The 18,128-nt window shown below is 57.3% G+C and carries 18 protein-coding genes; 14 read left to right on the forward strand and 4 right to left on the reverse strand.

The window, feature by feature from the left end; all coding sequences use genetic code 11:
* Nucleotides 1–86: 86 nt before the first annotated feature.
* From GOV80_RS13620 to pedF, 3 genes are all read right to left on the reverse strand, one after another.
* Nucleotides 87–662, reverse strand: a complete 576-nt coding sequence (locus GOV80_RS13620) for an SRPBCC family protein (protein WP_170785516.1) — start codon at nucleotides 660–662, stop codon at nucleotides 87–89.
* A 71-nt stretch (nucleotides 663–733) separates the two neighbouring features.
* Nucleotides 734–1,570 carry a substrate-binding periplasmic protein gene (locus tag GOV80_RS13625; protein ID WP_237215862.1) on the reverse strand — a complete coding sequence of 279 codons (837 nt, stop codon included), beginning with the start codon at nucleotides 1,568–1,570 and terminating at the stop codon, nucleotides 734–736.
* 78 nt (nucleotides 1,571–1,648) lie between these two features.
* Nucleotides 1,649–2,329, reverse strand: coding sequence for a cytochrome c-550 PedF (pedF, locus tag GOV80_RS13630; protein ID WP_170785519.1), 681 nt, complete (start codon nucleotides 2,327–2,329; stop codon nucleotides 1,649–1,651).
* Between the two features lie 158 nt (nucleotides 2,330–2,487).
* Between pedF and GOV80_RS13635 the strand changes: the two genes are divergently transcribed.
* From GOV80_RS13635 to GOV80_RS13665, 7 genes are all read left to right on the forward strand, one after another.
* A complete protein-coding gene (locus GOV80_RS13635) occupies nucleotides 2,488–3,654 on the forward strand; it encodes an ABC transporter substrate-binding protein (protein WP_170785521.1) in 1,167 nt (388 codons plus the stop codon).
* 5 nt (nucleotides 3,655–3,659) lie between these two features.
* A complete protein-coding gene (locus tag GOV80_RS13640) occupies nucleotides 3,660–4,622 on the forward strand; it encodes a YVTN family beta-propeller repeat protein (protein WP_170785523.1) in 963 nt (320 codons plus the stop codon).
* Nucleotides 4,623–4,646: 24 nt separating this feature from the next.
* A complete protein-coding gene (locus GOV80_RS13645) occupies nucleotides 4,647–5,093 on the forward strand; it encodes a hypothetical protein (RefSeq protein ID WP_170775735.1) in 447 nt (148 codons plus the stop codon).
* Nucleotides 5,090–5,809: an ATP-binding cassette domain-containing protein gene (locus GOV80_RS13650; RefSeq protein WP_170785525.1), complete on the forward strand. Its 720-nt coding sequence runs from the start codon at nucleotides 5,090–5,092 to the stop codon at nucleotides 5,807–5,809. The genes GOV80_RS13645 and GOV80_RS13650 overlap by 4 nt, the downstream gene beginning before the upstream one ends.
* Nucleotides 5,806–6,597 (forward strand): ABC transporter permease, encoded by a 792-nt coding sequence (locus GOV80_RS13655; protein WP_170775731.1) that lies wholly within the window; start codon nucleotides 5,806–5,808, stop codon nucleotides 6,595–6,597. The genes GOV80_RS13650 and GOV80_RS13655 overlap by 4 nt, the downstream gene beginning before the upstream one ends.
* Nucleotides 6,598–6,672: 75 nt before the next feature.
* Nucleotides 6,673–7,212 (forward strand): SEL1-like repeat protein, encoded by a 540-nt coding sequence (locus GOV80_RS13660; RefSeq protein ID WP_174819528.1) that lies wholly within the window; start codon nucleotides 6,673–6,675, stop codon nucleotides 7,210–7,212.
* A 123-nt stretch (nucleotides 7,213–7,335) separates the two neighbouring features.
* Entirely contained in the window at nucleotides 7,336–7,731 is a 396-nt protein-coding gene (locus GOV80_RS13665) for a c-type cytochrome (RefSeq protein ID WP_170775728.1), read from the forward strand.
* Between the two features lie 2 nt (nucleotides 7,732–7,733).
* Here the strand turns inward: GOV80_RS13665 and GOV80_RS13670 are convergent, their stop codons facing one another.
* Complete coding sequence (locus GOV80_RS13670) at nucleotides 7,734–8,288, reverse strand: hypothetical protein (RefSeq protein WP_170785527.1); 555 nt, start codon at nucleotides 8,286–8,288, stop codon at nucleotides 7,734–7,736.
* A 174-nt stretch (nucleotides 8,289–8,462) separates the two neighbouring features.
* On the opposite strand from GOV80_RS13670, the gene GOV80_RS13675 reads away from it, so the two are divergent.
* From GOV80_RS13675 to GOV80_RS13705, 7 genes are all read left to right on the forward strand, one after another.
* On the forward strand, nucleotides 8,463–10,229 hold the full coding sequence (locus GOV80_RS13675) for a PQQ-dependent methanol/ethanol family dehydrogenase (protein WP_170775724.1): 1,767 nt from the start codon (nucleotides 8,463–8,465) through the stop codon (nucleotides 10,227–10,229).
* 136 nt (nucleotides 10,230–10,365) lie between these two features.
* Nucleotides 10,366–11,049 carry a response regulator gene (locus GOV80_RS13680; protein ID WP_170775722.1) on the forward strand — a complete coding sequence of 228 codons (684 nt, stop codon included), beginning with the start codon at nucleotides 10,366–10,368 and terminating at the stop codon, nucleotides 11,047–11,049.
* A 44-nt stretch (nucleotides 11,050–11,093) separates the two neighbouring features.
* The gene (locus GOV80_RS13685; protein WP_170785529.1) at nucleotides 11,094–12,272 is read left to right on the forward strand and encodes an FIST N-terminal domain-containing protein; all 1,179 of its coding nucleotides are present in this window, start codon (nucleotides 11,094–11,096) and stop codon (nucleotides 12,270–12,272) included.
* Nucleotides 12,265–14,484 carry a hybrid sensor histidine kinase/response regulator gene (locus GOV80_RS13690; RefSeq protein ID WP_170785531.1) on the forward strand — a complete coding sequence of 740 codons (2,220 nt, stop codon included), beginning with the start codon at nucleotides 12,265–12,267 and terminating at the stop codon, nucleotides 14,482–14,484. The genes GOV80_RS13685 and GOV80_RS13690 overlap by 8 nt, the downstream gene beginning before the upstream one ends.
* Before the next feature lie 30 nt (nucleotides 14,485–14,514).
* Nucleotides 14,515–15,507 (forward strand): aldose epimerase family protein, encoded by a 993-nt coding sequence (locus GOV80_RS13695; protein ID WP_170785533.1) that lies wholly within the window; start codon nucleotides 14,515–14,517, stop codon nucleotides 15,505–15,507.
* An 85-nt stretch (nucleotides 15,508–15,592) separates the two neighbouring features.
* Nucleotides 15,593–16,798: a YcaO-like family protein gene (locus GOV80_RS13700; RefSeq protein ID WP_170785535.1), complete on the forward strand. Its 1,206-nt coding sequence runs from the start codon at nucleotides 15,593–15,595 to the stop codon at nucleotides 16,796–16,798.
* Nucleotides 16,795–18,102, forward strand: a complete 1,308-nt coding sequence (locus GOV80_RS13705; RefSeq protein WP_170785537.1) for a TfuA-like protein — start codon at nucleotides 16,795–16,797, stop codon at nucleotides 18,100–18,102. The genes GOV80_RS13700 and GOV80_RS13705 overlap by 4 nt, the downstream gene beginning before the upstream one ends.
* Nucleotides 18,103–18,128: the final 26 nt, after the last annotated feature.

The raw sequence follows: 18,128 nt of genomic DNA on the forward strand, positions 1-18,128 counted from the left end.
GTCCGACCCTCAACATCACCGCTCACAGCTACGCCGTTCACAGTCATCGAAATCTTCATCAGATTTTCCTCCCTTAAATTTTCGGATCAACCACCGAACAGGCGCTTGAACCAACCTTTTTTCTCTTCCGGCGGCGCTGCCTGAGCTGGCTCAGCCGACGTTTCTGACACAGCAGGGGCCGCTGCCGGTTCGGGCGCAGCCTCGGCAGGCGCGGGCTGAGGGTCTTCCTCGACCGCATTCTGGAAATTCTCAAAGAACTGGTCGGCCATTTTCTTGGCCACGCCATCAATGACCCGCCCCCCTAGCTGAGCCAGCTTGCCGCCCACGCGCGCATCGACATTATAGGCCAGCAACGTCCCCTCGGGCGCATCCGACAAGGTGACATCTGCTGCACCCTTGGCAAATCCGGCGGCCCCGCCTTTGCCTTCCCCAGATAGCTTGACGCTTTCCTGATCCACCATGTCCGACAGGGTCACTTCACCTTTGAACGTGGCCTTTACGGGTCCGACCTTCTGCACCACTGTCGCGGCAAACCCATTTTCTGCTGTTCCCGACATTTCTTTGCAGCCGGGGACACATTCTTTCAGAATGTCGGCCGATAGCAGTGCCTCCCAGACTTTGGAACGTGGGGCCGCAATGACGCGGCTGTCATGTAGTTCCATGTCACTCCCTCCAGTATTTTCGGTTAAGCTACGCGGTGATCTACCCGGTGCCTATAAGACCTTGGGTGTAGTCACCGCAGTTTCGGCGGTGCATGCGTCAGGCCGTGCGCGGCGAATATCTGTTCGATCCGGCCATCCTGAAGCGCTGCATAAATCGCATCGTCCACCGCATAGCTGAGGCCGCGATAGGCGAAATGAACCGCAACGCCACTGGTCCAGCTGCTGACGGCAAAACCGGGCAAGGGCGGCGTGTGCAGATCCAATTCGGGCGTCAAACCGGCTTCGAGCTGAGCGCGTGGGCCCATGGCCGCCATGGTGTCACCTGCCGCCAAGGCCTCCATCGCAAGACCCGCTGTGGGAAAGCGGTGCACATTCTGCGCAAGCTGGCCGCCCGGAAAGGCCGACAGGTAGAAATCAGCAATCGAGTCATTTTCCACCGCGACCGTATCAAAGCGGAAATAGGCCGGAACGGGCGGGTCTTCGGGGTATTCATCCTTGCGATAGGCAATCGCGATTTCTTCATCGTGATACTGACCGGTGAAAACCACTTGTTCTACCCGACAGGCGAATTCACTGTCATAGGGGACGTGTAGCATCACATTGGCGACACGTCCGTTGATCAAAGGGCCTTTCCAGACCCAGTTGCGCAGGTCGGCTTCAAGATTTTCTCCTGCGGCGACCAGATTGAACCGAGCTTCGACACCCAGATCTTCGGCAATCAACTTGCCGATTTCTATATCGACGCCCTGAATTCTGCCGTCTTCCTCGAACGACCACGGGGCGAAATCCTCATAGGCTGCGAACTCAATATAACCGCGCTCGATAATGGTATCGAGGTCGGCTCCCACGATGTCACGGCTGGCGTTTTGCGGTTTGGGTTGGGGCACATGATCTTTACACCTGGCCATTGCTTGCCCAGTGGTCAGGGCCGCAGCCAACAGGGAGAAAACGAAAAAGCGTCCGATCATGTGCCCCACTCTGCCGATCTATTGCGCGGCAGACAAGCCGATGGTCAGCTGTTCCGCTGCCTCGGCAAAGTTCGGGCTGTCCCCCGAAATCAAAACAGCGGCGCGTAGGGCGACGCTATCGGCCACGGGCGCGCCCGAGCCGGTCTCAATAGTTCCCGCAATCTCGCTGAGTTCAGATTGTAGCGCGGCTGCGTCTCCGTCGCCGCCGTCGGCCATCGCGGCCAGCAGATCACGTATTTCCTTCAGCCGGTCGGAATGATCATCCAATGCTCCGTCATCGGGACGGGTTTCAATATAGGTGCGGATGGCCCACGCGGCCTTCTGGCCCAGAAGCTCGCCAAAGGCGGGCATCTTGGTGATCCCGTTCTGAGTGTAACCTTCGCGGAATCGCTCAACATACCATTCATCGCCATATTCTTCGGCTTCAAGATACCTCAGATCAGGGGCCAACCCGCCCGAGACAACACCCAAACCATGGCATCGTGCGCAGTTCTGGTTATAGCCGGAATCACCGATTTCAATCGCCGCCTGCCAGACCTCTTCTCCCTTGTCGCGGTAAGGGTTCTCGATCAGCCACTCATCGCCCACATCGGGCAGAGCGTCAGTATTCACGGGCTGCGGGGCGACATCGCCATGGGCCAGCGCCATGCCGCCAGCCATGACGGCGCTTAGCATTACGCTATAAAAACCTGGACGCATCTTATCCTCCTCTACGACGCTTTCCCCGGTCATAGCTTAGCAGAATTCAGCATGGAATTAGACCTTGGTTGCAGATTGGGGGGTAGCTGCGACTAAGGTCTAATGGTCCCGACAGGGATGAGCAGATTTTATCAAATTGCCAGGGAGGAGGCGTCGACATGAAAACCTATTTGCGCGCCTTGATCGCTTCGGTTCTGCTGCCGGCCGCAGCATGGGCCGAGGTTGAGATTGCGGTCACATATTTGCAGATGCAGGTACCGCGGCCTCCGGTTTTATCCAACCTTGATCCGATACCGGACGATTTGGGTGTGGCAGGGGGCGAGCTGGCCTTGGCCGACAACCTGACAACCGCAAAATTCCTTGGGCATAAATACAACTTGTCCGTCACGTCCGTTCCCGAGGGTGGCGATTGGCTGACCGCTGCCCGTCAGGCTTTGGCGGATAGCCCTTTTCTAATCCTCGATGCGCCTGCACAAGCGCAACTGGACGTTGCTGACCTGCCTGAGGCGGCGAACGCTATTCTGTTCAACGCATCCGCGTCTGATCTGGATGTGCGAGACCAAAATTGCCGCGCCAATCTGCTGCATACTTTGCCGTCGAACATGATGCGCACCGATGCGCTGGTTCAATTTCTGGTAAAACGCCGCTGGGACGAGTTGGTGATGATCACCGGCGTCCATCCCGGTGATCAGGCCTTTGCACAGTCGCTCAAACGATCGCTGGAAAAATTCCGTCTGGAGCTAAGCGCCGAAAAGACATGGGAATTCGACGCCGACTTACGCCGCAATGCCGCTCAAGAGGTGCCGCTGTTTACACAGGAATTCGGTGACTATGACGTCCTGCTGATCGCAGATGAATTGGACGACTTCAGCCGGTATATCGAATTCAACACATGGCAGGCCCGCCCCGTGGCAGGGTCCGACGGACTGCAACCTGTAACGTGGTCGCGTGTGGTGGAACAATGGGGCGCGGTCCAGATGCAAAACCGGTTCACCGAACAGACCGGCCGCAGCATGATGCCAAAGGATTATGCCGCATGGGCCGCCTACCGGACTTTGGGCGAGGCAGTGACACGCACGCAATCCAGTGACCCGACCGTTTTGCTCGACTACATCCTGTCGGACGATTTCGAACTGGCCGGGTTCAAGGGCAGGGCGATGAATTTCCGGTCCTGGAACGGGCAGTTGCGGCAACCGATCCCATTGGTCACCGACCGCGCCGTCGTTGCGATGGCGCCGCTGGAGGGGTTCTTGCACCAGCGCACGGAACTCGACACGTTGGGACTAGACGAGGGCGAAAGCCAGTGTCAGGCATTCAGGGAGTAACTGGGATGAGATTGACAGCACTTCTGGCGGCGACCGCCCTCTGCGCACCGGCGGCCGCGGACGAAATGTGGATCAGCAATGAAAAGGACGACACGCTGAGCGTGATCGACATCGAGACGCTCGAGGTGATCCGTACGATAGAAACCGGCGAACGCCCACGCGGGATCACCTTTTCCAAGGATTTCTCGGTGCTGTATATCTGCGCCTCAGACAGCGACGCGGTGCAGGTGATGGACCCGGAAACGGGCGAGATCCTACACGATCTGCCCTCGGGCGAGGACCCCGAGCAATTTGTGCTGCACCCCAATGATCGCCATCTTTATATCGCTAACGAAGACGACGCGATCACCACCGTAGTCGATACGGAATCGCGCACCGTAATTGCTCAGATCGATGTTGGGATTGAGCCCGAAGGGATGGCTGTGTCCCCCGATGGCAAGATCGCCATCACCACGTCCGAGACCACCAACATGGCCCATTGGATCGACACCGAAACGCAAGAGCTGTTCGCCAACACTCTGGTCGATTCCCGCCCGCGCCACGCGGAATTCCTGAAGGATGGGACCGAGCTGTGGGTCAGCTCGGAAATCGGCGGTACCATCACGGTGTTCGACGTGGAAACACAGACCGAAAAGGCCAAGATCGAGTTCGAGGTCGAAGGTGTCCACCCCGACCGGGTGCAACCCGTGGGGTTTGAACTGTCCAACGGGGATGAAACCGCCTTTGTCGCGCTGGGACCGTCGAACCATGTGGCGGCCGTGAATGCCGAAACCTATGAGGTTGAAGACTACATCCTTGTGGGGCGTCGCGTCTGGCACATGGATTTCAACGCCGACAAATCGCTGCTGTTCACCACAAACGGCGTATCCGGCGATGTGACCGTGATCGACGTGGCGAAACGTGAACCCATCAAGACAATCAAGGTCGGACGCTTCCCCTGGGGCGCGGCCTTCCGTCCGACCAACTGAAAGAATTTCGAGGAGACTTAAGAGATGAAGCAATTGATATGCGTGGCCGCGATGATGGCTATGGCTTTGCCAGCTGCGGCTTTGGCCGATGATGACGATGACGGATTTGGTCTGGCCGGAATTTTGTCGGCGAAGAACAAAGAAGACCTGCCGCCGATCACTCTGTCCGCCGGTGTGCCTCTGGCCGAGGCCCCGTGGGTGCTGAAATCCGGCATGTATTACGAGTTCGAGATTCAGGGCGATGGCAGTCAGGAACTGGCTTTGGTGGGTCCTGAATTCTTCCGCGCGATCTGGGTTGATGAAATCGTCGTCGAAGGACTGGAAATCCGCCCTCTGGGGCTGGACTCGGTCGAATTCGATGAAGCTGGTGAGATGGAAATAGGCTTTGTCGCGATCAAGCCGGGCAGCTACTATCTGAAAGTGCCGGGCAGCACCGGCGAAACACAGCGGCTGGAGATTACCATTCAGTGACAGGGCTTTCAGTCCGAAATGTCAGCTACGCCTATGGCGAGAAACGCGCGCTTGATGATGTGAGCTTTCATGTCCCCCAGGGCGCGTTTTGTGCGTTGCTGGGACCGAACGGAGCAGGGAAGTCGACCCTGTTTTCTCTTCTGACACGGTTGTTTACCACGGCGCAGGGCGTGATCGAGGTTGCAGGGTTCGACATCTCAAAACAGCCCCGTCAGGCGCTGGCTCAGATTGGCGTGGTGTTTCAACAACCTACGTTGGACCTGGATCTGACGGTGCACCGCAACCTCAGTTATTTCGCCGCTTTGCACGGGTTGGCGGGGCGCGATGCCGAAACGCGGATCTCAGCCGCGCTTGACCGGCTGGACATGGCCGAACGCGCGGCCGAACGCACCCGCGACCTGAATGGCGGGCATCGTCGAAGGCTGGAAATCGCACGCAGCCTAATCCATTCCCCCTCGGTTCTTCTGCTGGACGAGCCAACGGTTGGACTGGATGCGGCCGCCCGAAAAGCCATCACGCAGCATGTCCATGCGCTGTCGCAGCAGGACGGGCTGACCGTGCTCTGGGCGACGCATTTGACCGACGAGATCGAGCCGGATGACCACGTCGCCATCCTTCACCGTGGCAAGCTGCTGAAACAGGAACTGTGCAGCGACCTGACCAGCGGACAACCTTTGCAACACGTCTTTCTGTCCATGACAGGGGCCACGGCATGACCGGCGCGCTGATTGCCCTGCGCGCCATTCTGATACGCGAGGCACTACGCTTTGTTCGTCAGCGCAGCCGATTTGTCGCCGCGCTGGTGCGCCCTCTGGTCTGGCTGATTGTCTTTGCCGCCGGATTTCGCGCGGCATTGGGCCTGTCTATCACGCCACCCTATCAGACCTATATCACATATGAGATTTACATCGTGCCCGGCCTGTGCGGTATGATCATGCTGTTCAACGGGATGCAAAGCTCTCTCAGTCTTGTCTATGACCGCGAGATGGGCTCCATGCGCTTGCTGCTGACCAGCCCTTTGCCCCGCTGGTGGCTTTTGTTTTGCCGCTTGCTGGCCAGCACGACGATCTCGATCCTGCAGGTCTATACCTTTCTTGCGGTCGCCGCGGTTTACGGCATCGATATGCCAATCATTGGTTATCTGCTGGTGTTCCCGGCACTGATCGTGGCGGGGCTGATGCTCGGCGCGTTGGGGTTGGCGCTGTCCTCGGCCATCAAGCAGCTTGAAAATTTCGCGGGGGTTATGAACTTTGTCATCTTCCCGATGTTCTTCCTGTCCTCGGCGCTTTACCCGCTGTGGAAGATGGCCGAAAGCTCGGCCCTGTTGCGCGATATCTGCGCGTTCAACCCTTTCACCCACGCGGTCGAGTTGATCCGTTTTGCGCTCTACGGGCAATTCAACGCGGCAGCCCTCGGATGGACGATTCTGGCCGGGTTTATTTTCCTGGGACTTGCGCTTTGGGGATATGATCCGGCGCGGGGAGTGAAGAAACCCCGCGGGTAGAGCCTCTACGACCATGGCAGACGTGAAATCGCGCGAGTGTTGAGGTAGACTACCCCCAAACCAGAGGGCTCGACCATGATCCGTATCGCTGCACTGTCCCTGTTCATAGCGTCCGCCGCCTCGGCCCAAACGGTCGAGGATGAGTTCGGCACGCTCAACCCGCAGGACACAGGATGGGGCAAGGTCATGAGCAATATCGACAACGGTATCACCGACATGACCACCTGCGCGTCGGGCTACTACATGACCAAGTCAGGGCGGCATGATCTGGCGCGTACTTTGTTCAGAACCTGCGCCGAGGCGGGCTATACCGGAGCCATGACATGGATGGGTCAGTTGGACAATAACGGTCTAGCGGGTCCCTATGACCCGGACGCAGCCGCCGCATGGGACAAACGCGCCGCCGATCTGGGCGATCCGGTTGGAAAGTTCAACTATGGCCTCAACCTGCTGCGCGGGCACGGTGTGGCGCAGAATCAGGAACTGGGACGCGCCTATGTCGATGAAGCCGCGCGGGAAGGGCTGAAAATCGCCAAACGGCTGCAAGAATCAGGCTATGATCCGAACGAGGTCACACCCGACGCGGATGAATGGAAATACGCGCCCCTGTTCTGAAAAGCGCAATATCCCCACATTTCTACGACCAAAGGATGAGGGTGCGCCTTCAGTTTCTTGATGTACGTCAAGCCCTTGCCCCCAGCGGAATTCGTATCATTCGAAAAACGTTTGGAGGACCCTATGAAACACCTCGCCTTGTCACTTGGCCTTGTCGCTTACGCCATCTCGGCCCCGCCCACGCTGGCTCAATCCACCTTCGACCGCATCAAGGTTGACGCCGGTGAAGATCTGTTTTTCTCGGAATGTCGACGTTGTCACGCGCCGGATGCCACGGATCCAAGCTATGGGCCTCAGTTGGACGGGATCGTAGGGCGCAAGGCAGGAACCGTTGACGGCTATGACTATTCAGACGTGCTTGCAGGTTCCGGTATCGTCTGGACGCCCGCAGCACTGCGCGCATGGATGGAGGACAATGACGGTTTCATGCCCGGCACCAAGATGCGCCATGTGGGTATCGAAGACCGAACGATTCAGGATTTTATTCTGGCTTACCTGAGCAGCCTTTCCGCGCAATAACCCTATTCAATCACGATACCTGGCAACCAGTGGCTGTCAGGATCGGATTCGTGGATGTCATCATGCTTTATCGGTCTGAGGTTCCCGGCCTCGGGCGGTGCCGACAACACATCCATGTCCATTTCGTGCAATTGCCCAACAAGATGGTCGCCGTCCGCGTTCAATCGGTAGTAAATGCCGTTCCACATGTTGATACCGTATTCGGTCGCCCCCTTATGGATGAACAAAAGATCATATTCCAGATCGGTCAGATCCTCTGCGGAAACATACCGCTGCAACTCGTAGGGGTAGGGGACATGGCACCAGTGTTTGTCCGGACCTTCCAAGCACTTAAACGGGCGCATTGACAAGAAATGTTCGGAAAACACCTCGTCATTGAATTCGAGATCGTAGATCGTTGTCTCGCCATTTTGCGAGAATTTTACGTACCCTATTAGTATTCTATGCCCAGCATCATCAACGAGAAAAATCTCTTTCTGCCCGGTTAACGGTTTGGCCACCGAAGGTAGGGCCGAAGCAAGGCCAAGCAGCAAAATGCTTGAAAAAAGCCGTCGCATTGTATCCTCCCTTCAGAAAAAGTTGGGTCACACTAGTTGAAATCGTCCGCTCAAGCCCTACGACCATTGTGCAATTTCACCGAAGGACTCTCCCGCGAATAATACTCTCGCCAACAATCCCGACGTGTCGGAGATTCGGCACGGAGGAAAGACATAAGTCTAGGGAGGACACCGATGAGCCGGTTTATCATGGCGGCAGTTGCAAGTGTGATTGCAACGGGCGCGGCCTATGCAGAAGTTACCGAAGACGATCTGGCGAACGACCAAACGATCACCACGCAGATCGTGACCAATGGCATGGGGCGGCACTTGCAGCGCTACAGCCCGCTGGACATGCTGAACAAGGACAACGTCGATAACCTGCTGCCAGCCTGGGCTTTCAGCCTTGGCGGCGAAAAGCAGCGCGGTCAGGAAACCCAGCCGCTGATCTATGACGGTATGATGTATATCACCGGATCCTACTCGCGCCTCTATGCGATTGATCTGAAGACCGGTAAAGAAGTCTGGCAATACGACGCGCGTCTGCCCGAAGGCATTCTGCCCTGCTGTGACGTGGTCAATCGTGGTGCGGCCATCTATGGCGACATGGTCATCTTTGGTACGCTGGACGCACGGATCGTGGCGCTGAACAAGGACACGGGCGATGTTGTCTGGCGCGACAAGATCGCCGACTACAAAGCGGGCTATTCCTATACAGCGGCTCCACTGATCGTTGATGGTCTGGTCATCACCGGCAATTCGGGTGGTGAGTTCGGCATCGTTGGCGCGGTTCAGGCGCGGGACGTCAATACCGGCGACCTGGTCTGGGAACGGCCGGTGATCGAAGGTCACATGGGCACGCTGAACGGCGAAGAAAGCACCATGACGGGCGAGCTGAACGCAACCTGGCCTGGCGACATGTGGAAAACCGGCGGCGGCGCGACGTGGCTAGGCGGCTCGTACGATGCCGACACCGACACGTTGGTCTTCGGCGCGGGCAACCCGGCCCCCTGGAACAGCTGGCTGCGCAATGCAGGGACCCCAACCGAAGGCAACAAGGGTGACAACCTCTATGCCGCCAGCCGCATCGGGATCGACCCCAAAACTGGCGACATCAAGTGGCACTTCCAGACCACACCGCGCGAAGGCTGGGATTATGACGGCGTAAACGAAGTCGTCGCCTATACCGACCGCGAGGGCAATCAGCGCTATGCAACTGCCGACCGCAACGGGTATTTCTACGTACTGAACCGTGAAGACGGCGGGTTCGTATCTGCCACGCCCTTCGTCAAGGATATCACATGGTCCTCCGGCGTGGATGAAACCGGTCGTCCGATCTTTGTCGAAGACAACCGCCCCGGTGATCCTGCAGCGGCAGCCGATGGTAAGAAAGGTGAAGTGATCTTTGCTTCGCCCTCGTTCCTGGGTGGCAAGAACTGGATGCCGATGGCGTTTTCGCAGAAAACCGGCAATTTCTATGTGCCTTCCAACGAATGGGGCATGGATATCTGGAACGAGCCGATCACCTACAAGAAAGGTGCCGCCTATCTGGGCGCGGGCTTTACCATCAAGCCGAACTACGAAGACCATATCGGCTCGCTCAAGGCCATTGACCCGGATACCGGCGAATGGAAGTGGGAATACAAGAACGACGCGCCGCTTTGGTCGGGCGTGATGACCACTGCTGGTGGTCTGGTGTTCTTCGGCACACCCGAGGGCGAGTTCATTGCTTTGGATGATGAAACCGGCGAAAAGCTATGGTCGTTCCAGACCGGTTCGGGCATCGTCGGTCAGCCTGTAACTTGGGAACAGGATGGCGAGCAATATGTCTCGGTCATCTCGGGCTGGGGCGGCGCGGTTCCGCTTTGGGGTGGTGAAGTGGCCAAAAAGGTCAACTACCTGAACCAGGGCGGCACATTGTGGACCTTCCGTCTGCCGAAAGAGCTGGCCTCGGCAAACTGATACAAGGGTCATTCGATCCAAGCGCGCGCCCCAAACGGGCGCGCGTTTTCTTATACGACTTTTCGCCAGTTTGCTGCATTCCATTCCCTTGCTACGCTTGGTTAAATTGGGCAACCCATTGCAAAGGCCAAGACCCATGCTTGCAAACCCTCAAGGGCAAAATGATTTCGAAAACGTCCTGATCGTCGATGATCACCCGTTGTTTTGCGATGCGCTTTCGATGACGCTGCAAAGCGTTGCGCATATTGGCGAGATCCACACAGCCGACCGGCTGGAAGACGCTCTGACCATGATTGCCGAAGGCCTGAAACCGGACGCGGTCATGCTGGACCTGAACCTTCCCGACGTGGATGGGTTGGACGGTCTGGTGCGCTTGAAAGCGGCGGCCAAAGCACCTGTGATCGTTGTGTCCTCTATGACGGACAATCGGGTCATCAGCCAAGTCATCCACGGGGGAGCCTCAGGCTACGTCCCAAAGCACAGCCAGCGCGATGTGTTCCGTACGGCCTTTGAAACGGTCCATTCCGGTGGTGTATTCCTGCCCGAAGGATGCGTGCTGATCGACGAAGAACAAGATGACGAACAAAGCGATGCAGTTGGGCGGCTGGCCACCTTGACCAATCAGCAATCCCGTATCCTGCAATTGATCTGCGAGGGCAAACTGAACAAGCAGATTGCGTATGACCTGTCTATCGCAGAGACGACCGTAAAAGCCCATGTGACTGCAATCATGCGGAAACTGGGGGTTCAAAGCCGGACACAGGCCGTTCTGATCGCCAATAAAGCCTCGTTCGCCAGCGTCTTGCAAGAACAGGGCTAACCGTATTACGTTCGACTCTCGTCGCGCTTTAGGGAGGAGGCCCGATGGACCAAGCAGTCGGGTGGGCAGAGGCCCAAACCCGTGCGCCAGGCATCGTGAAAACTGCATTTGTTGGCTGTGGCGTGCAAGACGCCGTCGCACAACTTGGCAGCGCACTGGAGTCAGACAATCTGACACTGATCATTCTTTTTGTGAGTGGCAGCGCGGATGCTGCGCATATCATTGCGCAAGCGGCCAAGAAGTTCTCACCCGTTCCAGTTGTTGGATGCACGACGGCCGGTGAGTTGGCGGGGGACGGTTATACCGAAGACCAGATCGTCGCCATAGGCCTGCCCGCAACCCATTTTGAAACGCGCACGATCTTGGTGCCGGATCTAGATGATTTCTCAGCCCCCGATATCATCCACGAGATGATCCGCAACCGAGCAGAAATGACGGATATCCAACCAGATTGGCAGCATGAGTTTACATTTTTGCTGATCGACGGTTTGTCAACGAAAGAGGACATTCTGACCTCGGAATTGGCGCTAGGGCTGGGGCCTGTGCCGCTGTTTGGCGGATCGGCGGGCGACGGAACCCGGTTCGACAACACCTTTGTTCTGCATCAGGGTCTGGCACATGAGAATGCTGCGATCCTGACTCAGGTACGCACACGCTGTCCAATCAAAGTCTTTAAGACTGACCATCTTGTGCCAACGGCCCAACGCATGGTCGTGACGGACGCGGACCCAACCAACCGCATCGTGCGTGAGATCAACGCCGAACCGGCGGCGCGTGAATATGCACGAATATTGGGAAAAGACCCCGAACAGCTGGATACGTTTACCTTTGCGGCTCATCCAGTCGTCGTTCAAATTGGCGGCCAACATCATGTTCGCGCCATTCAACGCGTTGCCGGTAACGGGGATTTGGTCTTTTTCTCGGCCATCGATGAAGGTCTGGTTCTGACATTGGCCGAACCGATGGACATGATCACCCATCTAGAGCGCGAAATCGGTGCTCTGACCCAATCCGCGCATCCGGATACGATATTGGGCTGCGACTGTATCCTGCGCCGATTAGAAGCCCAGCAAAAACAAATGACGGGCGCGTTGTCGCAGATCATGTCGGAGAACAACGTGGTCGGCTTTTCCACCTATGGCGAGCAATTCAACTCGATCCATGTCAATCAGACTTTGACCGGGGTCGCGATCTATCCACCCGAGGATGACGGCCATGATTGAATCGCTGATCGACCCGCATGACCCTCTGGAACGCCAAAACCAGAAACTGCTGAAGATTGCCGAAGCCCTGATGCGCCGGGTCGAGGAATCGACCGATGCCAGCGGGGCGGCCTATGCGCAATTCCAGCGCGCCGCCGTGCTGGAACAAGAAGTTCGCGCCCGCACGCTGGATCTGGAACGCGCGCTGCAACTGCTCAACGAGTCGAACGCGCAGCTTGCACAGGCCAATCAGGAAACCGAGGCCGCGCGCGCCGACCTCGCCAACGCAATTGAGACGGTTCAAGAAGGGTTTGCACTGTTCAACCTCGAAGAAGAGCTGGTGCTATGCAACAGCCGCTTCGGGATGCACATGCCCGATATTCAGGCGCAATTGGTGCCGGGTCTCAGCTTTACCGAATATGTCGAGCTTGTCAGTCAATCCAGGTTCCTGTCCCTGCCCGAAACGCTTACGCCACAAGATTGGGCCAAACGGCGTATGTCGCGTCATACGGACGATCATGTAGTGTTTAACGTCCGGCTTAACGGCAATCGGTGGACGCAGGTTTCGGAACATCGGACCCCCGATGGCGGCACGGTCATCCTGCAAACTGACGTCACCGATATCATGCGCATCGAACGGCAAGAGAGAGACCGTATCCTTGACGACAAGGCCCGCCTGATCCGCGCCACGCTGGAGCATATCGACCAAGGCGTTTGCATCTTCGACAGCAAATTGCGCCTGATCGGATGGAACAATCGCGCCAGTGAACTGCTGGCCATCCCAAATGCGCAGTTTCAGATGGGCGTCCAGTTCAAAACCGTATTCGACCGCCTTAGCGCGACCATCCGGTTTGAAGGCGGCGTCAGCGATGCCGATCTGCTGGATTGGGTCAATCGAACTGCGGAACGGGCACCGCTGAAGTTTCAGATGCGCAGCGGGCGGTTCAAGATCCTTTCCGTGTTCGCGCAAGAGATGCCGGATCGGGGGTTCGTGATTTCCTTTACCGATGTCACGGCCGAGCACCAGTCGGCGCAAGCCCTGCACGAAGCCAAGACCCTGCTAGAGCACCGCGTCGCCGCGCGAACCGGGGAATTGGCCCACGCCTTGAAAGCGGCTGAGCGCGCTAATTCTTCAAAATCACGTTTTGTTGCTGCAGCGAGCCACGATCTGCTGCAACCGCTTTCAGCTGCCAAACTCTATGTCGCCACATTGGGCAGCGGGTTAAACGAAGACGACGCACGCAACGTGGCCGGAAAGGCCGAAAGCGCGCTCAACAGTGTCGAACATATCCTCGAGGCGCTTCTGGATATCTCGAAACTGGATTCCGGTCGTGCCACGGTGCACCAGACCACCTTCTCAATTAGCAATCTGCTGTCTCAGCTCGAAGACTCGTTTCGTCCTGTCGCCCAAGCCAAAGGGCTTGAATTGCGGTTCGTACATAGCAACGCTTTGATCCGCAGTGACGCAAGCTACCTGCGGCGCATCCTGCAAAACCTGCTGTCCAACGCGATCCGCTACACAGATGCAGGCAAGGTTCTAGTTGGATTGCGTAAACAGCAGGGCTCGGTTCGGATCGAGGTCTGGGACACAGGCGTCGGAATCGCATCCGACCAGCAAGAGATCGTCTTTCAGGAGTTCCAACGGCTCCATTCCGATGCCAGCGCAGCCGAGGGGATGGGCCTGGGGCTCGCCATAGTCGAGCGCGCCTGCGGACTGTTGAATCACCCCATTCAGTTACGATCCGAGCTGGGGCTGGGAACGATGTTCTCGGTTAAGGTTCCTTTGGCGGATACCGCACCTCTAAAACCGCATGGCCATGTACTGCAACAGGTTGATGACTCGGTGACACTAACCAGCACTGTGGCTTTGTTGATCGAAAACGACGAGAACCTGCGCTCTGCACTGACCATGACGATGGAATCCTGGGGCATCCAAGTTCTGGAGTGCAGCAGCGAGGAACAAGCAGTTGGCCTGCTGCGCGAGATTGAAATTGTGCCCGACATTGTCATTGCCGACTATCAACTGGACCACGGTAAAAAGGGAACGGATGCGGTCGTAGCTTTACGGCACGAATTCGGTAACCTGCCAGCCTGTATCATTTCGGCCAACAGATCTTCTGAACTGACCGGATATTGCAAACGCGCAGGTGTCCCCTTGTTGCATAAACCGATCGACGTCCAACGGTTGAAATCTGTTTTAGAGACCTTGTTGAAGAAAATGGAACCAGAATAGATTACCTGTAAGACATCTTATGTTAAATTTATGATCCCCCATGAAGCCAACAAGCGAGCTGTTGTTCAAATCTCCAACGGGACACTGACAGCGACCCTCGGTTCGATTGGTGCCTCGCTGATTGATTTACGTCTGGACGGCATCGACCACCCCTTGGTTTTAGGTTGGAAAGCGCCGAGCGAATATCTGCGCAATGACCCATATCTTGGTTGCATTGTTGGGCGCTGCGCAAACCGGATATCCAACGGGCAATACGCTCTGAATGGAAAAACCTATTCAGTGGAACGCAATTTTCTGGGCAAACATTGCCTTCATGGCGGAAGTAAAGGCGCTGCCCGACAGAACTGGCGGCGGACCAACCAGACAGAGAATGCGGTGTCTTTCGAACTGGAAATACCTGAGGGAGACATGGGTTTTGGGGGCGCTTTGTCCGTCAAAGCTCACTATTCCATTACGTCACCCGCGACGTTGAACTTGGACATCCGGGCCATAGCAACGGGCGACACGATCTGCAATTTCACGCCGCATTGGTATTTCAACCTGAATGGCGACGGGGATATCGGGGACCATCTGTTGCGTGTCCGGGCACAAGACTATTTGCCGGTCGATGACGAACTGATCCCCTTGGGTTCGGTCGAACCTGTCCGCAACACGCCTTACGACTTTCAAACACTCCGGCCCGTCGGAGACGCTCCCTTAGACCATAATTTTTGCATAGCGCGCGATCGTATTAGACTAAAATATATCGCCCAACTGCACGGGCTTCGGTCTGGTGTCGCTTTGGACCTGCATTCAACCGAACCGGGGCTTCAGATCTATTCCGGTGACTTTCTGGACAGCGCGGATCTGCCAACCGTTTTCGGCGCGCCCTATTCTACACGTAGCGGCCTAGCACTAGAGCCGCAAGGCTGGCCGGACGCGATCAACAACCCTTCCTTCCCCAGCGTCGTCTTCATGGACGGGCAAGAATATCACCACCAATCTCAGTATATGTTTAGCCGCCTGTCCGACCGTCACAGTTGACCCAACGACGATCCTCTATCATCCTGATCCGAAATTGGTTTCCGCTTCGTTGTCTGTTTCGAATTGAATTGGTTAAGGTCCCCTGATGCCCGGTGTTTCACAAAAACAATACGTTCTTGATACGCACCGGTCGCGAGACCCCGAACAAACGCTGGAGATCGTCAAACCCCATCTCAAGGACATGGGCATCACGCGCGTTGCAAACCTGACCGGGCTGGACCGGATCGGATTGCCAACCGTGATGGTGGCGCGCCCGAACTCTCGTTCCGTGGCGGTGTCTTTGGGCAAGGGTCTGTCACTGAGCGCGGCACAAGCCTCGGGCGTGATGGAGGCGATCGAGTCCTGGCACGCCGAACGTGTCCACCTGCCCCAGCGGCTGGCGCGGTATTCCGATCTTGTGGCCGATGACGCAGTTATCGATGTGACCCGCCTGCCACGTGTGACCGGCGGGCAATTTGATCCTCATGCGGCGATGCTGTGGGTTCAGGGATGTGATCTGAATGCCAACCAAGCCTGCTGGGTCCCGCTTGAGATGGTGGACACAGACTACACCGCCGCCCCAAGCGCCACCCAGGGGGCCTTCCCCCGAACAACCAACGGGCTGGCCTCCGGCAACAATGTCACCGAGGCCAGTTGCCACGCGATTTGTGAGTTGATCGAGCGGGATGCCACAACCCTGTGGCATCATCATACACCGCAGGTTCGGGTTGATCCGGACACGGTCGATGATCCCAGATGCCGCAGCGCGATGGCCATGATTGACGCCGCCGGTCTGGATTGCGGGATATGGCAGACCACCTCGGATATCGGCATCGCCTGTTTTCGTTGCGTGATTGCCGAGGCCGGGGGTCAGCCCGGCCATATCGGGATCGGGGATGGCTGCCATGTGGACCGCTCCATCGCCTTGTTGCGCGCTTTGACCGAGGCCGCTCAGACCCGTCTGACCTATATCTCGGGCGCGCGTGACGATCTTGATCCTGCCGAATTCACCGATCAAGCGCAATCCGAACGATGCCAGTACGTCCGCGACCTGATTGACGCGGCCCAACCGATCCAGAGTTTCACCGATTGCCCCACCCACGCCAGCGCATCTTTCGAACAGGACCGCGATCTGCTTTTGGAGTGTTTGGACCGGCAAGGCATGTCACAAGTGGTAATAGTTGACCTGTCACAACCGCACATAGACATCGGCGTGGTGCGCGCGGTCATACCCGGTTTGGAGGCACCGCATGACGACCCGGATTTCATCCCAGGCGTACGGGTCGCCCGAGTGCAGGAGCAGCACACATGACTGCCGTGGTCTTTGCAGGTCCGACCCTGTCGGCCAAGGCCGTCGCAGCGCATTTGGACGCCACGGTTCTGCCGCCCGTCCGGCAGGGTGACGTCTATCGTGTCACCCGCGATAAACCCAGTGCGATCGGGATAATTGACGGGTATTTCGAAGGGGTGCCCTCGGTTTGGCACAAAGAAATCCTGTGGGCGATGGAACAGGGTATTCCCGTCTATGGCAGCGCCAGCATGGGCGCGCTACGCGCCGCCGAACTGGCCGATTTCGGAATGATTGGCGTCGGGCGCATCTTTGACGACTACCATTCAGGCGTATTGCAGGATGATGATGAAGTGGCGGTTCTGCATGGACCTGCCGAACTGGGCTATCCGTCTCTCAGCGTGCCAATGGTTTCGATCCGGACCACTGTGGAACGCGCGCGGGCTGAGGGTGTTTTGTCAGACGAAGGTGCCCAAACTCTTTTGCGCGTGTCCAAGGAGACCCAGTACAAGAAACGCCAGTGGGAGGGTATCGTAAAGGCGTTAACGGGCGGCTCTGAGATCACCAGCTTCATGGCTTGGTTGCCCAACGGTTATGTAGATGCCAAAGCAGAGGATGCCCTCGCCATGCTCGTCCAAATGGCCCAAGGTATTGGGGATGACACAAGTCATTCACACAGAACAGAACGGACCTTGATGTGGAATTCTCTGCGCCGCCGCGTTGAGGCCGAAACACCCTCCGACCCCGCCGTAATAAACGAATTGCGTCTGCAACCCGCGCTTTTTGCCGAAGTGAGAGATCGCGCCCTGCTGCATGTGTTGGCACGGGATGAGGCGCACAGACGCGGCCAAACGCCAGACCGCGACGCGCTGGTTCAACAAATGACAGCGCACCGGGATCGTGCCAACCTAACCCGCCACGCAGACCTGATGCGCTGGCTGGACGCGAACGACCTGAGCCCAAACACCTATGAAGACATGCTGGCCGACGCGGCCCGTCTGTCAGCCGTATCGCAAGACCGAGGCGCGGATATTGAAGCCCCGCTCTTGAACGAGTTGCGCCGTGCGGGGATCTATTCCCAACTTCGGGACCGAGCTGCTGCGAAAGCAGAGTTGCAAGCGACCGCGCCCCTCACGACTGGATCGGACCGTTTGCGCATGGTGCTGTGGTATTTTGAAACACATCTTGACCAAGAGGTGCCCGATGATCTTGAATCCTATGCAAGGTCGCTTGGTTTGTCCGGGCGGGATGCGTTTTATGAGCTTATAGAAACAGAGTATTTGTATTGCCAAAAAGCCGTCACAACGGACGACTCCAATCACGAATAGGGGCGCCGGACGGGCACGGGAGGGCA

It is taken from the genome of Ruegeria lacuscaerulensis (genome assembly GCF_013034685.1).
GTDB lineage: Bacteria > Pseudomonadota > Alphaproteobacteria > Rhodobacterales > Rhodobacteraceae > Ruegeria > Ruegeria lacuscaerulensis_B.